At 59.4% G+C, this 24,158-nt stretch carries 20 protein-coding genes; 19 read left to right on the top strand and 1 reads right to left on the bottom strand.

What is annotated here, in order from left to right; all coding sequences use genetic code 11:
- From DW850_RS10135 to DW850_RS09180, 8 genes are all read left to right on the top strand, one after another.
- Nucleotides 1–1,373: hypothetical protein (locus DW850_RS10135; protein WP_233540656.1), on the top strand; the 1,373-nt coding region annotated here is incomplete at its 5' end.
- Nucleotides 1,374–1,709: 336 nt separating this feature from the next.
- On the top strand, nt 1,710–2,642 hold the full coding sequence (locus tag DW850_RS09150) for an Abi family protein (RefSeq protein ID WP_117786885.1): 933 nt from the start codon (nt 1,710–1,712) through the stop codon (nt 2,640–2,642).
- 357 nt (nt 2,643–2,999) lie between these two features.
- Entirely contained in the window at nt 3,000–3,563 is a 564-nt protein-coding gene (locus DW850_RS09155) for a hypothetical protein (protein WP_147349612.1), read from the top strand.
- 116 nt (nt 3,564–3,679) lie between these two features.
- Nucleotides 3,680–4,087 (top strand): hypothetical protein, encoded by a 408-nt coding sequence (locus DW850_RS09160; RefSeq protein WP_117786887.1) that lies wholly within the window; start codon nt 3,680–3,682, stop codon nt 4,085–4,087.
- Nucleotides 4,088–4,126: 39 nt separating this feature from the next.
- Nucleotides 4,127–4,519 (top strand): helix-turn-helix transcriptional regulator, encoded by a 393-nt coding sequence (locus DW850_RS09165; protein ID WP_117786888.1) that lies wholly within the window; start codon nt 4,127–4,129, stop codon nt 4,517–4,519.
- The gene (locus DW850_RS09170; RefSeq protein ID WP_055251170.1) at nt 4,516–4,965 is read left to right on the top strand and encodes a hypothetical protein; all 450 of its coding nucleotides are present in this window, start codon (nt 4,516–4,518) and stop codon (nt 4,963–4,965) included. The genes DW850_RS09165 and DW850_RS09170 overlap by 4 nt, the downstream gene beginning before the upstream one ends.
- Nucleotides 4,966–5,195: 230 nt before the next feature.
- On the top strand, nt 5,196–6,167 hold the full coding sequence (locus DW850_RS09175) for a LacI family DNA-binding transcriptional regulator (protein ID WP_233540658.1): 972 nt from the start codon (nt 5,196–5,198) through the stop codon (nt 6,165–6,167).
- Nucleotides 6,168–6,295: 128 nt separating this feature from the next.
- Nucleotides 6,296–7,288 (top strand): PLP-dependent transferase, encoded by a 993-nt coding sequence (locus DW850_RS09180; RefSeq protein ID WP_158556487.1) that lies wholly within the window; start codon nt 6,296–6,298, stop codon nt 7,286–7,288.
- Nucleotides 7,289–7,388: 100 nt separating this feature from the next.
- Here the strand turns inward: DW850_RS09180 and DW850_RS09185 are convergent, their stop codons facing one another.
- Nucleotides 7,389–7,733: a winged helix-turn-helix domain-containing protein gene (locus DW850_RS09185; protein WP_117583411.1), complete on the bottom strand. Its 345-nt coding sequence runs from the start codon at nt 7,731–7,733 to the stop codon at nt 7,389–7,391.
- Between the two features lie 193 nt (nt 7,734–7,926).
- On the opposite strand from DW850_RS09185, the gene DW850_RS09190 reads away from it, so the two are divergent.
- The 11 genes from DW850_RS09190 to rpoD all read left to right on the top strand — a co-directional run bounded on the left by DW850_RS09190 (nt 7,927) and on the right by rpoD (nt 24,053).
- On the top strand, nt 7,927–9,438 hold the full coding sequence (locus DW850_RS09190) for an IMP dehydrogenase (RefSeq protein ID WP_117583412.1): 1,512 nt from the start codon (nt 7,927–7,929) through the stop codon (nt 9,436–9,438).
- A 259-nt stretch (nt 9,439–9,697) separates the two neighbouring features.
- A complete protein-coding gene (gene leuS, locus DW850_RS09195) occupies nt 9,698–12,274 on the top strand; it encodes a leucine--tRNA ligase (protein ID WP_117786890.1) in 2,577 nt (858 codons plus the stop codon).
- A gap of 258 nt (nt 12,275–12,532) precedes the next feature.
- Nucleotides 12,533–13,027 carry a ribosome maturation factor RimP gene (rimP, locus tag DW850_RS09200; protein ID WP_117583414.1) on the top strand — a complete coding sequence of 165 codons (495 nt, stop codon included), beginning with the start codon at nt 12,533–12,535 and terminating at the stop codon, nt 13,025–13,027.
- 1 nt (nt 13,028) lies between these two features.
- Nucleotides 13,029–14,276 carry a transcription termination factor NusA gene (gene nusA, locus DW850_RS09205; RefSeq protein WP_006234042.1) on the top strand — a complete coding sequence of 416 codons (1,248 nt, stop codon included), beginning with the start codon at nt 13,029–13,031 and terminating at the stop codon, nt 14,274–14,276.
- A gap of 91 nt (nt 14,277–14,367) precedes the next feature.
- The gene (infB, locus tag DW850_RS09210; protein WP_117583415.1) at nt 14,368–17,082 is read left to right on the top strand and encodes a translation initiation factor IF-2; all 2,715 of its coding nucleotides are present in this window, start codon (nt 14,368–14,370) and stop codon (nt 17,080–17,082) included.
- An 11-nt stretch (nt 17,083–17,093) separates the two neighbouring features.
- The gene (rbfA, locus tag DW850_RS09215) at nt 17,094–17,504 is read left to right on the top strand and encodes a 30S ribosome-binding factor RbfA (protein ID WP_006234038.1); all 411 of its coding nucleotides are present in this window, start codon (nt 17,094–17,096) and stop codon (nt 17,502–17,504) included.
- Nucleotides 17,497–18,540 (top strand): bifunctional oligoribonuclease/PAP phosphatase NrnA, encoded by a 1,044-nt coding sequence (locus DW850_RS09220; RefSeq protein WP_099431635.1) that lies wholly within the window; start codon nt 17,497–17,499, stop codon nt 18,538–18,540. The genes rbfA and DW850_RS09220 overlap by 8 nt, the downstream gene beginning before the upstream one ends.
- 15 nt (nt 18,541–18,555) lie before the next feature.
- Nucleotides 18,556–19,488, top strand: a complete 933-nt coding sequence (gene truB / locus DW850_RS09225) for a tRNA pseudouridine(55) synthase TruB (RefSeq protein WP_117786891.1) — start codon at nt 18,556–18,558, stop codon at nt 19,486–19,488.
- Entirely contained in the window at nt 19,485–20,492 is a 1,008-nt protein-coding gene (gene ribF, locus DW850_RS09230; protein WP_233540657.1) for a riboflavin biosynthesis protein RibF, read from the top strand. The genes truB and ribF overlap by 4 nt, the downstream gene beginning before the upstream one ends.
- Nucleotides 20,485–22,593 carry a DNA primase gene (gene dnaG / locus DW850_RS09235; protein ID WP_117786892.1) on the top strand — a complete coding sequence of 703 codons (2,109 nt, stop codon included), beginning with the start codon at nt 20,485–20,487 and terminating at the stop codon, nt 22,591–22,593. The genes ribF and dnaG overlap by 8 nt, the downstream gene beginning before the upstream one ends.
- A gap of 110 nt (nt 22,594–22,703) precedes the next feature.
- Nucleotides 22,704–24,053 carry an RNA polymerase sigma factor RpoD gene (rpoD, locus tag DW850_RS09240; protein ID WP_055286388.1) on the top strand — a complete coding sequence of 450 codons (1,350 nt, stop codon included), beginning with the start codon at nt 22,704–22,706 and terminating at the stop codon, nt 24,051–24,053.
- Nucleotides 24,054–24,158 lie beyond the last annotated feature (105 nt).

Below are 24,158 nucleotides of genomic sequence, written 5' to 3' on the forward strand. Positions count from 1 at the left end.
TCTGTTGCAATGAAGATGAGAATCAAGGGTCCTACCTTCCGTCGTGTGCCGAGGAACTGTGGCGTCTGACTTCTTTGACGGTACAGGCATATCGTCCGAGTACGAGAGCCGTCGTCATTAAGGAATGCGCGCCTTATTTTTCGGATGATACTATTCGCGATGCTTGGAGTGCGTTAAGCGTTGTAAATGATTTTCGACAATCTGCATCAAAGTGGATCAAAGCGATAGATATGATCAAGATGAGGGTTGATGAGAAGTCACTTGTTAATTTACTTTGCCAGATTGTCGACCAACATTTATATACCGACGCTTCTGATGTTTCGGACGTTGTTGGCGGAATGGATTTAGACAAAATTGATAATGAACTCGTTAATCAATTGGGTCGTAGCCTTAAATCGAATTCTGACGAACTGCTCAAATATAATTTCTCCGCTGGCGTATTCGGAGGTGTTGGGAAACGTTGCGGCTATTCTATTCTGAGTGAGGAGCAAGTGGAGCGCCTTTCCGCTGTTGAGCAGGGTTGTTATTCTGACAACAAATCTCCTTCATGCAATACGGAGACGGCTTGTATCAATGAATTGCGTACGCAATTCGATTCGAATAATCGTTCTGATTTTCGCTCTGGATTTTCCGTTCGTCCTTCTTCTCTGCTATGTCGGTCGCTCGATGATGATTCTTCAGAGTCATTTAGCGCATCCCTGTCTCGCGTTCTGGAACACTGTCTTAAAGAGCTTCCGACATATCAGGGATTACCTTGCTCTGTAGGAGAGGCTATGACCGTATTAAACAAGTTTGCATGCTGTTGTGTGCGTGATGGAAAAGCTCTGCCAGACGGTTGGACGGATTTGATTTCTGAACTTCCAGATGAGTGGCCAAAAGCCCCGGAATTTAGAGATCCTGCTTCAATGGATTCGTGTGCATGGTCTGTAAGATGTTTGGCCCTAAAAGTGGTTGCTGGCCTTGCAAAGGACATAGAGTTCCTAACGCTTGGCATAAAATTTGAAACACTTACTGCCTCCGGTCAGCGTGCGTATTTGGAAGTGCTTGAGCAGTTGATTGTTTGTAATTCTATCTGCGATCGGTACTGTGACGTCGTTTCTGCAATCTGTTCGAGCATTTTGCTTAGTGAGGACTCTGCTGTGCGTGCAATATTGCTTGCAAGCATTGCTGCAGGCTATCGTAGATGGGAAGCGGGCTCTTTTAGCGATTTGGCGTTTCAATCGTTACACGATGTTTCCCCTAATGTTGCATTTAAGCTTGTACGCTTATGCAAGGAGGGGAAATTTGATGATGCTACTCTCGAGCAGAAGTTACTTGGTGAGCTCTCGAGTGATTCCAACTGGTTTATTCGCTGGCATGTTGCGAATGACTAGACGGAGGCTGCCTTCCTGAGCAGCTGCCTGTTCGAGCATTGCTTAATATCGCGATGCGACACCGCCGATGACGCGTTTGAGTACCGGAGCTAACGTGGACTTCGGTGCTCTTTTGCTGTGGCGCCTGATTGATAGCGCCGATTTCGGTGCCCATTTTTTGCTATCGGCCGACCTCGCAGCGCTGGCGTATGTCGGTCTCGCTCAGATTGGTGATATCGGATTGACGGGCCCCGAGTTCTCCCTTAAAGTAGTCGTTGTGATGAGGCCTTGCGACGGTACGTCCGGCTTGGTCCGTGGGAACCGCCGAAAGGCGGTTTTCGCGTTTAAGGGGTCCAAATGGATAAACCATTTAAATCTATTGATGAGCAGATTGCTATTCTTGAAGGCCGTGGACTCGAATGCGATAACAATACTCGTTTAGTTTTGGAGCGCGAGGGATACTATCCGGTTATTAACGGCTACAAGGATTTATTTCTCGACCAGCGTGGAGATTCTTGTCACGAGCTATTCGTGAAAGGTACGAAGTTTTCTGATATATATCGTTTATTCGAATTTGACCGTTCATTGCGTTTGCTCATGTTTGAGCACTTTAACAAGGCGGAAGCAGTTCTTAAGACCGTCTGCTCTTATCGGTTTGCCATGGCTCATAAAGATAACCCAGAAGCATACCTTGATAGAGATTCCTATCGTGCTGATGCCGGCTATCGAAAAAAGATCGACACGCTTATCGGTGATTTCGAGAAGGTGCTATGTAGGTCTAAAAAATGGAATAGTGATTATAAAAGGGACTACATTCGTCATTATGAAAATAATCATGACAATACGCCGGTATGGATTCTTATGAATTATTTGATGCTTGGTCAGGCATTCAAGTTCTACGAGTTTCAGCCAGAAAGCATGAGAAATTCCATTGCCAAGTCGTTTTCCGATCTCTATTCCGAGACGCATGAAGTCGATAAGCGCATCAGCCCCCGAAGGCTAAGGCTCGCATACGATCACATCAAAGATTTTCGAAACATCTGCGCGCATGACGAGCGTCTGTTCTGCGCGAGGGTGTCTCCGTCTCGCGATGTTAATCTAGTAGGGGTTTTAAGCGATCTTGAGCTAGTGCTGACTGAGGATGACTATAAGATGTTACGACGAAATATACTGCTTGATGCACTTAAGTTGAGCGACGAGCTCAGCAACGATGCCAGCGCAAAGGTGCTTTTCGCTATGGGTGTTAACGATTTATCGAGTGTGTTTCCTAAGGAAATATTGGGGTCGTAATCGACGCGTGCGATGAATTTACTCTACAAGTTGGATGCGCATGAGATTGCGCAGAGCGGGCGGGACGTTGCCCATTGGTGGCGTCCCGCCCACGCTTCGTTGGCTATACGTGATGCGGCAGCTCCAGCATGAGGCCGTCTCGCGCTTCTTCGAGACTCGCCTGGCCTGCCTATGCGTTTTGCTGGGCGGGCCTTCTTATGCTGTGGGTGCGGATGGCCTTACCATCGCGGGGCAGACCTACGACGAGCCGGGTGTCTCGGGCCCCGGCTGGGCGGCGCACGCGTTGTTGCTGCTAGCGGCGGATCGGGCGAGGACTGCCGCTTCTTTGGCGTGTACGCCTCCGATGGCCGGTTTGTCGTGGATGCCCATTGGGTGGATGCGACCGGCGCCAGCGCGGGCGTTGCCTGCAAGAGCGGCTCGCTTACGTCTGCACTGTTTGTGTCGCCGACGGGCGGGGCCTTTGGTAGCTCCAGCGTGATTGACGTCAGTGGGGTCGTTGCTCAGCATGTGGTAATTGAACCCACAGGCGCCCAGCCGCCGGCGGGGAAGACCCAGCCCGGTATCGATGAGCCCACCGGTGGCAATCCCGCGGGGGATACAAAGCCCGGTAGCGAAGAAAAGCCCGGTGATGAGACCAAGCCCAGTGAAAACCCGCCCCCCACGCCTGATTCGTCGCCCAAGTCGGACGCCAAGCCCGCGCCCGCGTCTATCAAGACGCCTGCGACCAAGACCACCAAAAAGACCAAGCCCGCAACAACGCAAGCCGCCGCGCTCCCTAAGACCGGCCACGGTGATTGGGCGGTTGCGTGCCTTGCCCTCGTCTTCCTAGGTATTTTGTTGGTCACCATAAAAGTTCGGGCACTTCGCGGGGGCCTTATTTGCCAATGTAGTTTCTGCCGCTTCTTTCCCACATTTTTCTGAGCTAATAATGCAGATTGCTTGAACTCGGCTTGGGGCTTGCCCTGTATTTGAATTTGACTAAACTTAACCTATAAGTTAACCACATTTGGTTTTATCTGAGGCGGAGGGGGTGGCCTTTGGTTAGTGACTATGAACTTGTCGAATATGCTGATCCCGAGGGACGACCTTTTTGGGAACTAACCACCTCTCCTGAGAACTCTCAATTTCAGAAGATGATGTCTGATCCTAAAACGAAGTTTACCGCCCGTAAAATGATCAATCAGATTTCAAAAATCTATGATTACGGGCTAAAGGATGTCACTGGAACGTCAAAGCTTCGATGTATCGAGCCTAAGATTGGACTATACGAACTCAAGGGTTTTGATGGGGTTAATCGAGAAATGGTCTACGCGATTTGCCAAGGCGTGGACAAGATTGTTTTGCTTTTTTGGTTTAAGGGCCATCAAGGCTCGGGAAATATTTCCAAAGAAATTAAACGCGCAAAACAGTTGGCCCCGATAGCAAAGCAGCTTTTGGAGTCATAGCGTCGGCTTTTTTGCCCGCTTACGAAACGGAGACTTGTAATGGTTAAGGTCGATTTATCAGACTTTTACGCGCAAACGGAAACGAGCGAAACCCGTGCCTATGAGCACGCACTAGATATTGAGTTTATTGTTCATCGCGAGATGCAGCGCTCGGGCTTGAGTAAAAGTGAGCTGGCAAAGCGTATGGGCGTGAGTCTTCAGTCGCTTTCGAAATTGTTGAATTCTCAGCCCAACATGACGCTGAAAACAATCGCAAAGTTTGAGCTTGCGTTGGGTATCAAAATCATTCCTCAGGTCATTTCCAGTTATTCGAATGAGGCGCCGTTTTCTTCGTCTAATAATTCTGTCCGAGAACAATGGTCTTCATTTAACAGCGACTGCTCGGCGAAACGATTGAACTTTGAGATGATTCCGGGAGGTTTGGCTGCATGAGCAAGGATTTCATTGCGCCTATTCAGGTTGTTCATTTGTTTGTTGTCGACTCAACTTTTCATATCGAGAATGAGCCCTCCCAGAATATGGATTTAAAAGTTGACGTTAGCTATCAGGACGTCCATCTATTGAGGAACAAGGCGGGCGAGCGTGCAGACTTAAAGCTGTATGTGTGTGGCAGTCTGATTGATAGGGACGATGCAAAGGAAAAAATGCGCGCTGATGTGACGGTTGCTATTTCGGTGTCAACAAAAATGCCGTTCGACATTTCAGACGATGAAGCGCGCCGTTATCTTCTCTCTAATGCGATTTCCATGGCGTATGGTCACGCTAAGAGCTATCTGATGGTCGTTACTGGACTTTCGCCCATGGGGGCTTTGACGCTGCCGGCAATTCTTCCTTCGGAATTGGCAGCGGACAGCGATGCATCTTTCCAAAGTGAGTAAGTTGTTCTCGAGTTGGATTTTGCCTGCCGCTGTGTGCAAATGTAACGGGGTGCCGAATCGGTAGTCTGACTGATTCGGCATTTATATTTCGAAGTTTCTAGTTGAAGCCCTGCGATGCCCGTGCTGCGACAGCTAAATTGACCGTGACGTCCCGTCTTGCGACACGCATGTAGCTCCGCACGGGTATCATGGTGAAAGCGATTTCAACGACAGGGGTGCTCGTGGTAAAGATGAAAGATGTGGCCGAGCTGGCGGGCGTTTCGAGCGCCGCCGTCTCGCGCTACCTCAATGGTGGGTATATCTCGGCGGACAAGGCCGAGCGCATTAAGCAGGCGATTGAGCTGACCGGATACGTGCGATCCAGCCAGGCTCGCGCGCTGCGAACCGGTTCCACCAAGCTCATCGGCGTCATCGTGCCTAAGATTAATTCCGAGTCGGTGAGCCGCATTACGGCGGGCATCGGGCAGGTGCTTGGCCGCCGCGGCTACCAGATGCTTCTTGCCAATACCGATAACGTCCCCGATCGCGAGCTCGAATACCTCGGTTTATTCCAAAACCATCCGGTCGATGGCATTGTGCTGGTGGCAACTATGATTACCGGCGAGCATCGCCGGGCGATTGAGTCGTGCCGTGTGCCCATTGTGTTGATCGGCCAACATGTCGAGGGCGCGGCGTGCGTCTATCACGACGATTACGAGGCCGCTTTCGAGCTGGGTCAGGCACTCGCGAAGCGTGCTGAGGGCAAGATCGCCTACATCGGAGTTACCGAGGAAGACCGTGCCGCCGGTTATGACCGTTGTCGTGGTTTTGAGGCCGGCTTGCGCGCCGCGGGCGTGGCACTTGATCCGAGCCTGATTTGCCAGGGGTCCTTTACGCTCGACTCGGGCTATCGCGCTGCACGCGAACTGCTCTCCGTCGATCCCGATGTTTCGTTTATCGCTTGCGCGACCGATACTATGGCGGCCGGCGTCCTGCGCGCTCTTGACGAGGTTCGCGGCATGGGCGAGGGTGTGCGTCGCGTGAGCGGTTTTGGCGACAACGCATTTTTGCGCGCGCTGACGGGCGGCATTCCCACCGTGCATTACGGCTACCTGACCAGCGGCGTCGAGGCGACTAATATGTTGCTCAATACGCTCGATGGCGTGGAGGGGGAGAGCGGTTTAAAGACGCTCAAGCTCGGCCATCAGCTGATGAATGTCTAGGCTTACGTGATCTACCGCGCGCTCAACATTTAGGCGTTCAGTCGCCTATCGGCGCTATACTGCAGCCGTTGCCCACGATGCGGGGAACACCCGCATCGTGGGTTTTTGTTTTGAAGGGACGGTACCGCATGGGCGTACAGCAGCTAGAAGAGGCCTGGGCTTTGAGGACCGGCGCGCGTGAAGCGCGGTTGCTCGCGGCCTCGCATGTGCCAGCAGCGTTGTCGCAATTGGGGATTGTGCGCCCCGGTGACCGCCTGGTTGCGTTTGCCGATGACTTTGCCGATGCGTTTGCGCGCGGCTTTGATGCCTGCGACGTGGCTATGGTGGGCGAGCCGTCGGTTGCGGCGTTTGCTGCTGCGTCCGAGGGCTTTGATGCTTCGTTTGATGCCGAGGGGCCGCACCTGTGGTGGTTCGTCAACTCCATCGGCGGGTTTGGTCTGCGCGTCTCCGATCTTCGTGCGTTAGGTCGCGCGGCTCGTGAGGCTCATGCGCTGCTGGTTGTGGACAACACCGTGGCGTCGGCTTTTGGCTGCGATTTGCTGCGCTTGGGTGCCGTCCTGTCGCTTGAGGCGCTCGACCGTGTTTGCGCAGGTAAGGCTCCGCGCAAGCTCGTTGCTGCTTCGGTGGCGCGCTCGCAGCTCAAGCGCCATCGTGTGGATGCCGCTGCCGAGTGCGCGCATACGTCGTTTGCGGGCTGCGGTGCTTTGGCACTCGACCTTTCTACCGAAGAGGCCCACGTGCTGGAGCGCGGGCTTTCCTCGCTCGATGCCCGCATGCAGGCGCACTTCGATCGCGCCCGTGCGTTGGCCGAGTATTTGGCCGCCAACGAGATGGTGCGCAACGTTCGCTATCCCGGACTGAACTCGCATCCCGACTATGCGGTTGCAACGGGAATCCTCGAGCACGGCTTTGGCCCGGCAGTTGAATTTGACCTTATCGAGCGTAGTGCGGATGACCTGTTCGATGCTTTGCCGAGGGAGTTTCGTACATCGCCCGCCGGCGGCGCAACGACGCGCCTTTCGGCCCCACGCGGTAAGCAGGGGAGCACCATTCGCCTCTTCGCCGGCACCGACGACCCCTTGATCGTGGCCGCCACCCTAGACAATGCCCTCCGCAAGTAGCCAATTTGGGACGGGGCTTTTTTAGCTACCCAATGTCAATTTTGGCTATGAGTCAAGAATGCTCTGGATGGGTAGCTAAAAAAGCCCCGTCCCAAATTGGCTACTCTTTGATGCTGGCGATGAGGGCGTCGGCTTTAGTGGCGATGACCTGGTTGATGTCGGCCTGCAGCTCCTCGTAGACCGCTATGGCTCGCTCGCCGGCCGGCGTGAGCGTGGATCCGCGGGCGCCGTCGCGCTCGATGAGCTTGCAGTCCAGCTGTCCTTCGGCCTCGTTTACAATACGCCACGCTTTGGAATAGGCCATGCCCATGCTCTTGGCGGCGCGGTTGAGCGAGTGCTCGCGGGCGATACCTTGCAGCAGCAAGACACAGCCGTGGCCGAAGACGCCCGGCAGATCCTTGTCGCACGCTTGAATGACCAACTTTGCCGTCGTCTTGTACTTCATACGCTCCACGTCTCCCCGCTAAAGTGTTTGCTGGGCAAACGCAAAGCCTGCGTCAAGCCCTCGTGTGCTCTTCTTAAATCATGCATTGTAGCAGTCAAAGTGCGTTAAGATACTTCCCCAGTATTGGGCGCCCAAGGTTGGGCTGGGTCCTACGAGGCCTGCAGCCGACCGGTCGCATGGAAAAAGGAGAAACATGGCTACGTTCTTTCCCGGTGAGTCCCACACGTTTTCGGAGTATCTGCTGGTCCCTGGTTACTCGTCCTCGCAGTGCATCCCCAACAACGTCTCTCTTAAGACGCCGCTGACCCGCTTTAAGCGCGGTGAGAAGCCGGCAATCACCCTGAACATCCCCATGGTTTCCGCTATCATGCAGTCCGTCTCGGGCGTCGACATGGGTGTCGCGCTCGCTACCGAGGGTGGCCTGTCCTTCATTTACGGTTCCCAGAGCGCCGAGTCCGAGGCCGCTATGGTCAAGGCCGTCAAGGATCACAAGGCCGGCTTCGTTCAGTCCGATTCCACGCTGACCCCCGACATGACCATGGAGCAGGTCATTGAGCTCAAGGAGAAGACCGGCCACTCCACCATGCCGGTTACCGACGACGGCACTCCCAAGGGCAAGCTCCTGGGCATCGTCACCAGCCGTGACTATCGCCCCAGTCGCGATGACCACCAGACGAAGGTCTCCGAGTTCATGACCCCGCGTGAGCAGCTCATCGTGGGCGACAAGAACATCAGCCTCAAGGTTGCCAACGACGTCATCTGGGACAACAAGCTCAACGCTCTGCCTATCGTCGACGACAACGATCACCTTATGGGCATCGTCTTCCGCAAGGACTACGACAGCCACAAGACCAATCCTAACGAGCTGCTCGATAACGACAAGCGCTACATGGTCGGTGCCGGTATCAACACCCGCGACTATGCCGAGCGCGTGCCTCTGCTCATCGAGGCCGGTGCCGACGTTCTGTGCATCGACTCCTCCGAGGGCTTCAGCGAGTGGCAGAAGCGCACCATCGAGTGGATTCGCGCCAACTATGGTGAGGACGTCAAGGTCGGTGCCGGTAACGTCGTCGACGCCGAGGGCTTCCGCTTCCTGGCCGACTGCGGTGCCGACTTCATCAAGGTCGGTATCGGCGGCGGTTCCATCTGCATTACCCGCGAGACCAAGGGTATCGGTCGTGGCCAGGCCACCGCGTTGATCGACGTCTGCCGCGCCCGTGACGAGTACTACGAGGAGACCGGTGTCTACGTGCCCGTGTGCTCCGACGGCGGCATCGTCTACGACTACCACATGACGCTCGCCCTTGCCATGGGTGCCGACTTTATGATGCTGGGCCGCTACTTCGCCCGCTTCGACGAGAGCCCGACCGAGCGCGTCAACGTCAACGGTCAGTACATGAAGGAGTACTGGGGCGAGGGTTCTGCGCGTGCCCGCAACTGGCAGCGCTACGACCTGGGCGGCGCCGCGAAGCTCAGCTTCGTCGAGGGCGTCGACTCCTACGTTCCCTACGCCGGCTCCCTCAAGGACGGCGTGGGCGGCACGCTCTACAAGGTCAAGTCCACGATGTGCAACTGCGGTGCCCTCTCGATCCCCGAGCTCCAGGAAAAGGCACGCCTGACCCTGGTCTCCTCGACCTCGATCGTCGAAGGCGGAGCTCACGACGTCGTAGTCAAGGACTCCCAACAGAGCGTAACGTATCGATAAGATAAGACCTGCACATAAAGGTTGAGCCTCAACCACGTTATTTAGATAAAGCGAGATGCCTGCAAGTCGCAGGCATCTCGCTTGTCGTATTTGCTATCATCGTGCGAGTTAACCTTAGGGTCGGGCGGCTTGACTTTGTTCGCTACAAGTTCCGCACGCAAAGAAGAGCACTTAATGTGCTCTTCGTCTTGCGCAGGACTGTCCGCAGTAGCGAATCAAGCTAAGCCGATCGACCCCAGCTAAGATTAAAGGAGCTGATATGTGCGATTGCACAGATCATAAGGACGAGATCCCTGCCTATGACGCACAGGCCATTGAGTCCAAGTGGATGAAGGCCTGGGAGGACTCCAACCTCTTTGCCGTCGACACCGACGCCAGCAAGCCCAAGAAGTACGTGCTCGAGATGTTCCCGTATCCGTCGGGCGACCTGCACATGGGCCACGCGCGCAACTACACCATCGGCGATGCCATGGCCCGTCAGGCCCGCATGCGCGGCTTTGACGTGCTGCACCCCATCGGCTTTGACGCCTTTGGCCTGCCCGCCGAGAACGCTGCCATCAAGCACAATACGCAGGCTGCCGCCTGGACGTATAAGAACATGGACCAGGCGCTCGCCACGATGAGGCGCATGGGCTTCTCCTACGATCTGGATCGTACCGTTAAGACCTGTAGCCCCGACTACTATCGCTGGGGTCAGTGGATCTTTGAAAAGATGTGGGAAAAGGGTCTGGTCTACCGCAAGAAGAACCCGGTCAACTGGTGCCCCACCTGCAAGACCGTTTTGGCCAACGAGCAGGTAACCGAGGGCAAGTGCTGGCGTTGCGGCACCGAGCCCGAGAAGCGTGACCTCGAGCAGTGGTACTACAAGATCACCGACTACTCCCAGGAGCTGCTCGATGACCTGGAGAAGCTCCCCGGCTGGCCCGAGCGCGTCAAGCAGATGCAGGCCAACTGGATCGGCCGCTCCGAGGGCGCCGAGGTTGACTTTACCCTGTGCGACGCCGATGGCGAGCCCATCGAGGGCGACGAGGGTAAGATCACCGTCTTCACCACGCGCGCCGACACGCTCTTTGGCGTTTCCTTCTTTGTCCTGTCTCCCGAGTACGCGCGCCTGCACGAGCTCGTCGAGGGCACTCAGTACGAGGAGGCCGTCACCAAGATCGTCGAGGACTCCAAGCATATCTCTGCCGTCGAGCGCGCCCAGGGTACCCTCGAGAAGCACGGCGCCTTTACGGGCCGCTACGTGGTAAACCCCGTCAACGGCGAGAAGATCCCCGTGTGGGTTGCCGACTATGTCGTTGCCGACTACGGCACCGGTGCCGTCATGGCCGTTCCCTGCGGCGACCAGCGCGACTTTGAGTTCGCCCGCAAGTACGACCTGCCGATCGTGCCGATCATCCTGGACGATGAGGATCGCGCTGCCGTCGAGGCTAGCGGCGAGACCATCGACACCTTCCATGCCGAGACCGTCGACTGGGATTGCGCCCACGCTGCCGAGGGCACGCTGGTCCAGTCGGGCAAGTACACCGGCATGCGCGGCGGCAAGCACTCTGAGGGCGAGGCTGCCATCGTGGCCGACCTCGAGGCCATGGGCTGCGGCCGTCGCAAGGTCGAGTTCCGTCTGCGCGACTGGCTCATCAGCCGTCAGCGTTATTGGGGCAACCCCATCCCGGCCATCCACTGCGAGCACTGCGGCATCGTGCCCGTGCCCGAGGACCAGCTGCCGGTGACGCTGCCCGAGAACCTGGACCTGGGTGCCGGCGAGACCCTCGCCGAGTGCAAGGAGTTCTACGAGACCACCTGCCCGGTCTGCGGTCGCCCGGCCAAGCGTGAGACCGATACCATGGACACCTTTACCTGCTCCAGTTGGTATTACCTGCGCTATACCGACCCGCACAACACCGAGCTGCCCTTCTCCCGTGAGGCTGCCGACCGTTGGATGCCCGTCGATAACTACATCGGCGGCATCGAGCACGCCATTTTGCACCTGCTCTACAGCCGCTTCTTTACCAAGGCGCTGCGCGATCTGGGCCTGCTGAGCGTTGACGAGCCCTTCACCAACCTGCTGTGCCAGGGCATGGTCAAGGACGAGAACGGCGACACCATGTCCAAGTCCAAGGGCAACGTCGTGCCCCCGAGCTCGGTCATTGAACCCTACGGTGCCGACACCATGCGTCTGGCGATCCTGTTTATCGCCCCGCCCGAGAAGGACTTCGACTGGGATCCCAAGGCCGTCGAGGGCGCCAACCGCTTCATTAAGCGCGCCTGGCGTATCGTGTGGCAGCTCGTCCAGTCCGGTGACGCCAACGTGGCCTTTGACAAGTCCGCGCTCGACGAGGCCGCGATGAAGCTCTATCGCGAGCGTCACCGCACCATTGCCAAGTGCACCGAGGACTTTGACCGCGGCCAGTTCAACACCGCGATCTCGGCCGTCATGGAACTCGTCAATGCCGCGAGCGCCTACCTCAACGCTACTGAGGGCGCTTCCCGTGACAAGGCCCTGTGTTACGGCGTGGCCAAGGATATCGTGAGCGTCCTTGCCCCCATCTGCCCGTTCTGGGCCGATGAGCTGTGGCATGAGGCGCTCGGCTGCGAGGGCAACGCCTATACCGCCGCCTGGCCCGAGTTTGACCTGGCCGAGTCCATCGAGGACACGGTGCAGATTGTCGTACAGGTGCTCGGCAAGGTCCGTGGCCGCATCGACGTCGCCCGTGACGCCTCCAACGAGGAGATGCAGGCTGCCGCCGAGGCCGCCGTTGCCAAGTGGCTTGAGGGCAAGACGGTCGTCAAGGCCATCTGCGTGCCCGGCAAGCTGGTCAACCTGGTGGTCAAGTAAGCGCTGCGCGCTTAGCTGACACATTAAAGACGAGGGACGATCCGGCTGGGTCGCCCCTCGTCTTGCGTGTACCCGACCAAGTGCTTGCGGTCAATTGTCCTATTCTTGTGGAGAAGCTGTGCGCACGCTGACCTGCAGATTCGTACTGTGCTTGCACGTTTTCGCAGCTATTGGTATAGTTTGCTTGCAAATGAAGTTGTAATTGAAAGAAGTGGGGTTTCGGCCCCGCTTCTTTTTTGTATGGATGGAGGTGCCGCAATGGTCAAGACCAAGACCGAGCAGGCGATCATCGACGCGCTCGAGGCCGTCGCTCCCCAGCACGATGTCGACATCGTCGACGTTGAGCTCGTGGGCGCCACCAAGGCCCCCTGCGTGCGCGTACGTATCGAGGGTGCCGAGGGTCAGAGCCTGTCGCTCAACGACGTCACGGCCAATACCAAGTGGGTCGGCGACGTGATTGAGGAGCTCGACCCCATCTCTTCGAGCTATACGCTCGAGGTGTCGAGCCCGGGCATGGCACGCCCCCTGCGCCGTCCGCGCGACTTTGCCCGCTTTGTGGGCGAGGACTGTGAGCTCACCTCCACCGCCACCGAGGGCCGTCGCAAGTACACCGGCAAGATTGTCGCCGCGACCGAGACCGACGTTACCCTCGAGCTCGAGGACGGCGATTCCGTCACCCTCGATTTCTCTGATGTTAAAAAGTGCAAGTTGAAGCCCACCTACGACTTCAAGCCCGCGAAGGAAGGAAAGTAAGATGGCAGCATCCGACATGATGTCCGCCCTGATGGAGCTTTGCCAGGAGAAGCACATCGACCAGCTCTACCTGATCGACCGCCTGGAGCAGTCGCTCGCCAAGAGCTATGCCGAGATCCTGCATCTTGAGTGGGGCGCTAAGGTGACCATCGACCGCACCACCGGCAAGATCTACGTCTACCGCCTGGAGCCGATCGACGATTCCATGGACGAGGAGGGCAACTTCACCGAGTTCGAGGAGATCGACGTCACCCCCAAGAACACGAGCCGCATCGCTGCCCAGCACGCCAAGGCCGAGATCAACGCCATCGTGCGTAACTCCGCCCGCGAGCAGATCTACGAGGAGTTCTCCGGCCGCATCGGTGACCTCATCAGCGGTACCGTGCTGCAGTCCACGCCCGACTTCACGATCGTCAAGATTCGCGAAGGCGTCGAGGCCGAGCTGCCGCACTTCGATCAGCGTCGTTACGAGAACGAGCGCAACGAGCGTCCGATGGGCGAGCGCTACCTGCACAATCAGCACATCAAGGCCGTGATCATCGACGTTCGCGACCCCAACTCCAACCTGCAGCCGGTTCGTGGCGAGCACAGCCGTCCGCCGATTGTCATCTCCCGTACCCACCCCGAGCTCATGCGTCGTCTGTTTGAGCAGGAGGTGCCCGAGATCTATGAGGGCACCGTCCAGATCAAGTCAATCGCCCGCGAGCCCGGCCAGCGTTCCAAGGTTGCCGTCCACTCGCTCGACGACCGTCTGGATCCCGTGGGTGCCTGCGTCGGCCCCAAGGGCAGCCGTGTTCGCGCTGTCGTGGGCGAGCTCCGTGGCGAGCGCGTCGACGTCATCCTGTGGGATGCCGATCCTGCCGTCTACGTCGCCAACGCCCTGTCGCCCGCTAAGGTCACCCGCGTCCTCATCGACGAGGAGAAGGCCTACGCCGGCGTCATCGTCCCCGACGACCAGCTGTCCCTCGCCATCGGCAAGGAAGGCCAGAACGCCCGCCTCGCTGCGCGCCTGACCGGCTGGCACATCGACATCAAGTCCGAGACGCTTGCCGCCGACATCCTCAAGAACGTTCCCGTTCACGAGGAGCCCGCCGCCGACCTGATCGGTGACGAGGAGGACGAGGATGTCCGCCGCTGCGAGTATGTGTCCGAGGACGGCATCCAGTGCCGCAACCAGGCTCGTCCCGGCTCCCGTTTCTGCGGTGTCCACGACACCGACGCCTTCGATGATGCGGAGGACCTGATCTAGCGCGCGGTCGCGCCGGGCGGGCCCCGGCGCGTCTCCCACGCTCGTTCAGTCTCTAGGCACCCAAGGTGCCAGAAAGGGTAGGTGAAGTCATATGGCAAAAGTCCGTGTGTCCACCTTGGCCAAAGAGTTCGGCATGACCTCCAAGGAACTGATGGGTCATCTCGCCGATATGAAGATTCCCGCTAAGTCCGCTTCCTCCACCTTGGAGGACGCCTATGTCGCCATGGTCCGCAAGCAGCTCGCCTCGGTGATCGAGGCCCGCGCTCAGGAAGTCGAGGCCGCCAAGCAGGCCGAGGAGCAGGCGGCTGCCGCCGAGGAAGCCGCACGCGCTGCCGAGGCCGAGCGCGAGCGCATCGCCGCCGAGAAGGCCCGCGAGGAGGAGCGCCGCCAGTTTGCCGCAGCCCAGGCTGCCGAGGAGGCTGCCCGCGCCGAGGCCGAGGCCAAGAAGAAGGCCGAGCAGGAGCGCCTTGCCCGCGAGAAGGAGGAGGCTGCCCGCGAGGCCCAGCGCCGCGCCGTTCCCGCTTCCGACTCCGGTTCGCGCTTCCGTTCGCTGCTCGACCAGATCGCCGCACAGGAGACCGTGCTCAAGGAGAAGAAGGACGCCGAGGACAAGGCCAAGGCCGAGCGCGCCGCCGAGCGCGGTAACCGTCGTGGCGGCAACAACGACCGCCGCGGTGGCCGTCGCAACGATCGTAACGCCTCCGACAGCAACTCCGAGCGCAACGCCTCCGAGAGCCGTCCGCACAGCCATCGCACCAACGCCAGCAACAACGTCGCTGCTGGCATGGACTTCCCCAACCCTGATAAGCAGGGCAAGGGCAAGAAGCGCAAGGGCGGTCACAACAACGAAGAGGACCACTACAGCCGTATGGCTCGCGAGGCCGAGGAGTACAGCCGCGAGAAGGTGCTCGAGGAGGCCCGTGCCGCCGTCGAGGAGGCCTCTCGCGAGTCCACCGGTCGCCGCAAGAAGCGCAAGGAGAAGCGCGAGCGCGAGGCTGCCAAGGCTCAGGAGGAGCGCAAGATAGAGGAGGCGCTGGCCCAGGGCGTGAACCCCGAGGAGCTCGACGCCATCAAGGTCTCCCAGGGCGTTACCGTCCAGGAACTCGCCGAGGCACTTGACGTTCCGGCCAACGACATCATCAAGCGCCTGTTCCTGTTGGGCACGCCGCTCACCATGACACAGTCCATGTCTGACGACCTCGTCGAGCTCGTTGCCGACGACCTGGGCCGCCAGATCAAGATCATCACCCCCGAAGAGGAGAACACCTTCTCGTTCTACGACGATCCCGCCGACCTTAAGCCGCGTGCCCCGGTCGTCACCGTCATGGGCCACGTCGACCACGGCAAGACTTCGCTGCTCGACGCCATCCGTCACACCGGCGTCGCTGCCGGCGAGGCAGGCGGCATTACCCAGGCAATCGGTGCTTCGCAGGTTATGATCAACGACCGCAAGATCACCTTCATCGATACCCCGGGCCATGCCACCTTTACGGCCATGCGTGCCCGCGGCGCCAAGGTGACCGACATCGTCATTCTGATCGTGGCTGCCGACGACGGCGTCATGCCCCAGACCATCGAGTCGATCAACCACGCCAAGGCCGCCGGTGTTCCCATTGTCGTCGCCGTCAACAAGATCGATAAGCCGGGTGCCAACCCCGACCGCGTGCGCCAGGAGCTCACCGAGTACGGCATCATCCCCGAGGAGTGGGGCGGACAGAACATGTTCGTCAATATCTCGGCCAAGCAGAAGATCGGTATCGACGACCTGCTCGAGACCGTCCTACTCCAGGCCGACGTGCTCGAGCTCAAGGCCAACCCCGATACGTTCGCTTCGGGCAACGTCCTCGAGGCTAAGCTCGACAAGGGCCGCGGCTCGGTTGCCACGGTGCTCGTGACCCGCGGTACTCTGCACGTGGGCGATACGCTGGTCGCCGGCCTTACCTACGGCCGCGTCCGCGCCATGCTCGACCCCAAGGGCAACGCCGTCACCGAGGCCGGTCCCTCCGACGCCGTCGAGATCCTGGGCCTGCAGTCCGTCCCCAACGCCGGCGATGAGTTCCGCGTGTTCGAGGACGAGCGCGAGGCTCGCGCCCTGGCCGACGAGCGTTCGCTCAAGGCCCGCATCGAGGAGCAGAGCCGCGTGAAGCATGTGACGCTCGAGAACCTCTTTGAGACCATCGCCGACGCCGAGGTCAAGGAACTCAACCTGATCATCAAGGCCGACGTCCAGGGTTCTATCGAGGCCCTTCAGGACTCCCTCGACAAGATGGACCAGTCCGAGGTGCGCATCAACACGATCCACTCCGCCGTTGGCGCCATCAACGAGACCGACGTCGTTCTGGCCGACGCCTCCAACGCCATCATCATCGGCTTTGGCGTCCGTCCCGACGGCAAGGCCCGCTCCGCCGCCGAGCGCGAGGGCGTCGAGATCCGTTGCTACGACGTCATCTACAAGTGCCTCGAGGACCTCGACGCAGCCCGTATCGGCATGCTCAAGCCCACCGAGGTCGAGGTTTCCACGGGCACCGCGACCGTTCTGGACACCTTCAAGGTGCCCAAGGTCGGTATCGCCGCCGGTGTCCGCGTCGAAGAGGGCGAGATCGCCGCGACCGATTCCGTGCGCCTGGTGCGCGACGGTATCGTGGTCTTCAACGGTAAAATCGCCTCGATGCGCCACTACAAGGACGAGGCCAAGAGCCTTAAGAGCGGCTCCGAGGGCGGTATTGGCCTGGAGAACTTCCAGGACATCAAGCCTGGCGACACCATTGAGGGCTACCGCATCGATCAGGTTGCCCGTACCGAGTAGGGGGTAGCGCTATGAAGCAAACGCAGGCAACCCGCCGTTTGGGCGAGCAGCTTCGCGAGAAGCTCGGTTATATCCTGCTCTTTGAGGTTTCCGATCCGCGTCTCGACCTGGTCACCCTGACCGCGGTCGAGGTCGCGGTGGACCGTTCGTTCGCGCGCGTGTACGTGTCGTGCGACGCGAGCCGCTACGACGAGGTCATGGAGGCGCTCGCAAGCGCTAAGGGCCGTATTCGCAGCCTGTTGGCTCGCTCGCTCGATTGGCGTGTTACGCCCGAGCTCGATTTTCGCATCGATCGCTCGACCGATGAGGCCGAGCGCATCACGCGTGCGCTGGAAAACGTTCCCGCCACGCTTGCGATCGAAAAGGACGAGGACGGCTATCCGATAGCGGATGCCGCCCAGGAGGCAGCTTTAGATGACTAATTCCGCCGACCTCGCCTCGTGCGAGTCTGCAGATATTCAGCGACGCATCCTCGAGCTCATCGAGGGTGCGTCCTCCATTGCGATTTCGGGACATACTTCTCCCGATGGCGATGCCTTGGGCTCCGTGTTGGGTCTGGGCCTTTCGCTCATGAAGTTTTTCCCCAACAAGGACATTGCGCTGCTGTTGGCAGACGATGACCCGGTTCCGCGTATCTACCGCTTTATGGAAGGCTCCGATCGCCTGGTGCCGGCATCTGCGTACACCGGCAATCCTGACCTGTTCATCTCGGTGGACGTACCGGTCGTAGAGCGTCTCAATAATTCCGCCGAGGTGCTTCGTCGCTCCAAGCATGTGGTGTGCTTCGATCACCATCCGGCGCGCGAGGAGTTTGCCGAGCTCAGCCTGAGGCGCGTCGAAGCTGCAGCCTGCGCCATGATCATCGACCGCTTCTTGGACAATTGCGGCATTGTCGCACGTGATGGCGTTGCAACCTGCCTGCTGTGTGGCTTGGTTACCGATACCGGCCGTTTTCAGTACCAAAACGCCGACGCCGCCGCGTTCCATGCAGCCTCGCGTCTGGTTGCCCACGGTGCCGATCCGGCGCGTGTGGCACTCGAGGTCTACCAGAGCATGCGCGTTGAGTTTTTGCACCTCAAGTCCATCGTTATGGGCCGCATTAAGACGGTGGCCCACGGGCGCGTCGCGTATAGCTACGCGTACCAGAGTGACCTTGAGGCGTGCGGTGTCACCTCGGATGAGTGCGACGGTCTGGTTGACGTGGTGCGCTCGGTGATGGGCGTCGAGGTCTGCCTGTTCCTGAAGGGCATTGAGGGCGATACCAAGGTGCGCGGCAACCTGCGCTCCAAGGGTGACCTCAACGTGTCCGAGATCGCTGCTGCCTTTGGCGGAGGCGGACATCCTGCTGCCGCCGGTTTCTCCAACAACGGAACGATTCTCGAGACGCTCACCGTGGCACTTCCCATGCTGGCCGAACTGGTAGGGGAGGATCCCGCTTCGGTGACCGTCGAGCTTTAACTTTTTGGATGGTACATGGCTCGTCGTACGCCTTCTCAACTGAATATGCTGCTCGCCGTCGATAAGCCGGTGGGCTGCACGTCCCACGATGTGGTTTCGCAATGCCGGCGCGCCCTCCATGAGCGGCGCGTCGGCCATGCCGGCACGCTCGACCCCATGGCATCGGGTGTCATGGTGGTGGGTGTGGGCCAGGCCACCCGTCTGCTGGGCATGCTCACGCTCGATACCAAAAGCTATGTCGCCGACATCTCGTTTGGCGCCGAGACCAATACCGATGATGCGGAGGGCGAGGCGGTCCGCACGGTGGCTGTTGCCAACGAGCTCCGCGATCCTGCCTATGCCCGTGAGCGCCTGGCCGCTATGCTGGGTCCGCAGATGCAGGTGCCGCCGGCGTTTTCGGCTATCTCGGTCAATGGCGTTCGCGCCTACAAGTCTGCTCGTGAGGGCAATGCGGTGGACCTACCTCCGCGCCCCGTCGAGGTCTATGCCGCCGACCTGATCGCCGTGGGCGGCGAAGGTGATACGTGTGTGTGGACCGTGGCGTTCTCGGTGAGCAAGGGCACCTATATCCGTGCGCTCGCTCGCGACTTGGGCCGCGCCTGCGAGAGCGCCGCGCACATTTCCGCGCTGCGCCGCACGGCCTCCGGTGTTGTTTCCATTGGCGCCTGTCATGCGGTCGAGGAGCTTTCTCCCGAGTCCGCGCCCGGCTTTGCCCTGGATCCCATTGCGGCCCTGGGCGCCACGCGTGTTGACTTGCCGGGCAATCTTGCCGACGATCTGCTCTGCGGTCGACGCATTCCCGTTGAGCGTGCGCTTGCCGATTTCGATACCTCGAAGTCGCCTTTTGCGCTGGTGCTCGATGGGGGACTCAAGGCGCTCGCCCGCATCGAAAGTGGCCGCTTTGTCATGGAGCACGTGTTTCCGCAGGCAATCGGCGGTGTTCGATGATGTTGTCCGCTCGCGAGCTTGCGCGTATCTTTTTTGAAGGCGAGTCGGACGAGGCTCGCATCGTCACTGCCGATGCGTTTGATGAGTGCGAGCACTTGGGTGCTGCCTCGATCGCCATCGGCGTGTTCGACGGCGTTCACCGTGGTCACCAGGAGCTCATTGCGGCGCTTGTTAGCGATGCGCGCGCCCATGGCTGCAAGGCGGTCGTGGTCACTTTCGATCCCGATCCGGACGTTGTGGTGAGTCCTTCGCCCGCTCAAAAATTGATGACGACGGCCGACCGTCTACATGCCTTGGCTCAGACCGGGGTCGATGCGGTGGTGGCCGTTCCCTTTACGCCTGAGGTTGCGGCACTCGACCATGTCGGTTTTTTCGCTCTGCTGTCACGCGTGGTCGACATTCGTTCGATTCGCGTTGGCAGCGACTTTAGGCTGGGTCGTGGCGGTGCTTCTGGTGTTGCCGAGATGCGCGTCTGGGGTTCCGAGCGCGGCGTTGACGTGTATGGTCACGACCTGCTTTGCGAGGGCGGTGAGGCCATTTGCGCCACCCGCATTCGTCATGAGCTGGGACAGGGCCATGTGGAGCTGGCTGCTGAGTTGCTCGGTCGCCCGTATATGCTGCGCGGCGGTGTTATTCGTGGCCGTCACGAGGGCTCTGGTATGGGCTTTCCCACGGCAAACCTGCAGGTTCCCGACGGAATTCAGGTGCCTGCCGATGGCGTGTATGAGGGCCTGGTGCTCGTCGATGACACCGTATGGCCTGCTGCCGTTAACGTCGGCCTGCCGCCGACGTATGCCGACGATGCCGCTTCATCGCATCTCGAGGCTAACTTAATTGGTTATACGGGCGACCTGTACGGCGCTTCCGTTTCGCTGGCGTTTACGCGCTGGCTGCGTCCCTCGCGTGTGTTCGAATCGCTGGATGAGTTGATCTCGACCGTCGAGGGTAATATCGAGGATATTCGTCACAACTTGGGCGAGCAGGGGGTGAGTATCCGTGATTAGCGATGAGGAAAAAGACCAGGTACGCGCTGCGTCCGACTTAGTTGCCATCGTGCAGGAAACGGTTGAGCTCAAGCCCCGCGGCCATGAGTTTTGGGGTTGCTGCCCCTTCCATGGCGAAAAGACGCCTTCTTTCCACATTATCCCCGCTACGCAGGTCTGGCACTGCTTTGGCTGCGGCGAAGGCGGCGACGTCTTCACCTATATCATGAAGCGCGAAAACCTGAGCTTTCCCGAGTCAATCCGTTATTTGGCCGATCGTGCAGGTATTGAGCTGCACGACACCGGAGATCGCCGCGAGCGCGGTACCAAGCGTGCCCGCATCTACGATCTGTGTGCCGAGACCGCCCAGTTCTACCACACCATGCTTATGCGCGGTAAGGATGGCCGTCCACGTGAGTACTTTGCCAGCCGCGGCATGGGTGGCGACGTCTGCCGCCGCTACTGCCTGGGCTTTGCGCCGGGTCGTAATATGCTGGTGGCTCATCTGTCGCAGGCGGGCTTTACTCCGCAGGAGATGATCGACGCCAACGTTGCCGTGAGTCGAGGGCGCGGGCAGCTTGCCGACCGCTTCTACGACCGCGTGATGTTCCCCATCTTTGACGAGCAGGGTCACAACATCGCCTTTGGCGGTCGCATCATGGGTGACGGCCAACCCAAGTACCTCAACACCGCCGAGACGAGCGTGTTTCATAAAAAGCGAAACCTCTACGGCTTTAATTGGGCCAAGGAGTTTATCGTCGCGCAGGATACCGCCATCGTGGTAGAGGGCTATACCGACTGCATCGCCTGTTGGGAGGCGGGGATTAAAAACGTTGTCGCTACGCTGGGCACCGCGCTCACGGAGCATCACGTCAAGACGCTCACCCGCTTTGCCAAGCGCATCGTGTATATGTTTGACGGCGATGCCGCGGGCCAGAAGGCCGCCCGTCGCGCGATTCAGTTTATCGAGCAGGATTCGATGGACCTGCGCTGCGTGGTGCTGCCTGACGGCAACGATCCCATGGAGTTCATCACGGCCCACGGCGGAGAGGAGCTGCAGAAACGCATTGACGCCGCCGAGCCGCTCATGGACTTCGTGTACCGTTCGCTGCAGGAGTCGAGCGACATCACCACGCCGGGCGGTCGCGCCAAGGCGCTGGAGGATGCGCTCACGCTCATCTATCCGCTTCGTGACAGCTATATGATCGATACGTACTTTATCCAGATTGCCGATCTGCTGGGTTTGGATTTGGAGACCGTGCGTGCGAGCTCGGGCCGTGTGTTTCGCGATGTCGCCAAGCGCGAGGATGCGGAACGACGTCGTGAGCAGAGCTTTGAGCGCCAGCGGGCACAGGCTGAGCGGTCCGGCGGGACGGGCGGTCGGGCGTCGGGTTCTCGCGATGCCGGTCGCGGTGCTTGGGCGTCGGGCGCGACGCCGGCAGTAGCGGCGCCGGTCGAGGAAGAGCCGTACGACTATGTCCCGCTCGATGCCTACGGTGCCGCGCCCGTGGAGGTCGTCGACGACCTGCCGCCGATCGACGTGCCTGATGGTATGGGTGCTGCACCTGTGACTGATGGTTCGGGCGCTCCGGCTGCGGCGGCGCCGATGGTTCTTACTGATCTTGAGCGTAAGTCCTTGGCAGGGGAGCGTGAGCTGCTGACCATGCTCACGAGCTACCCCGACCTGTTCCGCACGTATGCCGACCGCATCTGCTCTATCGAGTGGGTTGACCCACGTCACGAGTCCATCGCATGGGCCGTTCTGGCAACTCCGCCGGGAACCGATCCTGCAGCCTGCATGGATGCGGCGCGCTCGGTGTGTCCCGAGGCGGCAACGCTTGTGAGTGCCGGGCGCATCTCGGCGACGAGCAAGCACCCCACCGAGACGAACATCGTGTTTATGCTCGATACGCTCGAGCTCTACACCATCAAGCGCCGCATGCGTGCCGCACAGGCCAAGCTGCGCCAGGACCGTTCGCTCGACGATGAGGCCCGTCGCGCGCTGACCGTGCAGGCCGCGCAGGATTCGCAGCGTCAACGCGAACTGCAAAAGTCGATCGGCGGCGTGGCGGACCCGTTCCGTTTGATCGGTCTGGAGGCCGCAGGCACCGAACAGGCCTAGATGTTGTGGTCAACCAGCGTATTCTTGCCTATATCCAGTCCTCTTTTTGGGTATAGACGTCAATGTGTGTGCTAAAGTATTGAGTCCTGTGGACTATGAAGGGAGAATCTGTGCCAAAAAAGACTGAGAGCACGGGTACTGGGCTGGAATCCTACGTTGCAAAGCTCATGGGCAACGGCTCAAACAGGACTTCGGTAACCGAGGACGAGATTCAGGTCGCCCTGAAGGATATCGATGTTTCTGACGAGCAGCTCACCGCGGTGTATTCCGCGCTGCGCAACAGCGGCATCCAGATTATCTCCGCGAGCGGTAACGACGACGCCCCCATGGACGTCGACGATGACGATAACGATACCGATACCGACGATTTCGATGACGACGACGAGCACGATTCCGGCTCGCTCGACGATCACGAGCTCAAGATGGCCCGTCAGGCCGACGCCGAGATGGGTTCTTCCAAGAGCAAGAAGAAGCGCACCGTGCGCACGTCCCGTTCACGCTCCCGCGTGCGTGGCATCGATGCCTCCACGGTGATGCTGACCGGCGATCCGGTTCGTATGTACCTCAAGGAGATCGGCAAGGTCGACCTGCTGACCGCCTCCGAAGAGGTCGATCTGGCCATGAAGATCGAGGCCGGTCTCGAGGCCACCGAGAAGCTCGAGGCCGCCGATGCCGGTGAGCTCGAGCTCACGCGTGCCGAGATGCGTCGTCTTACGCGCATTGAGAACGTGGGCCTCGAAGCCAAGCAGGCACTCATCAGCGCAAACCTGCGTCTGGTTGTCTCCATCGCCAAGCGCTATGTCGGCCGCGGCATGCTGTTCCTGGACCTGATCCAAGAGGGCAACCTCGGTCTGATTCGCGCCGTCGAGAAGTTCGACTACCAGAAGGGCTTCAAGTTCTCCACGTACGCCACGTGGTGGATCCGTCAGGCCATTACGCGCGCTATCGCCGACCAGGCCCGTACCATCCGTATTCCCGTGCATATGGTCGAGACTATCAACAAGCTCGTCCGCGTGCAGCGCCAGCTCCTTCAGGACCTGGGTCGCGACCCGACCCCCGAGGAGATCGGTGCCGAGATGGACATGAGCGCCGACCGCGTCCGCGAGATCCAGAAGATCTCGCAGGAGCCCGTGTCGCTCGAGACCCCCATCGGCGAGGAAGAGGATTCCCAGCTGGGCGACTTCATCGAGGACTCCCAGGCAATCGTTCCGCCCGATGCCGCCAGCTTCTCCATGCTGCAGGAGCAGCTCACTCAGGTGCTCGACTCGCTTGCCGATCGTGAGCGCAAGGTTATCGAGCTGCGCTTTGGCCTTGTCGACGGACATCCCCGTACGCTCGAGGAAGTCGGCCGCGAGTTTGGCGTCACGCGCGAGCGTATCCGCCAGATCGAGTCCAAGACCTTGGCCAAGCTCCGCCACCCCAGCCGTTCGAGCAAGCTGAAGGACTATATCGAAAGCTAGTCAAGCAAGAAGCGCCCTCAAGCACATCCGCCTGGGGGCGCTTTCATGTGGTCATTGGGGACGTCCCCAATGACTAGGGGTTGATTTTCAATCTCAACGCAACAG

Source organism: Collinsella sp. AM36-4AA, assembly GCF_003467795.1.
Classification (GTDB): Bacteria; Actinomycetota; Coriobacteriia; order Coriobacteriales; family Coriobacteriaceae; genus Collinsella.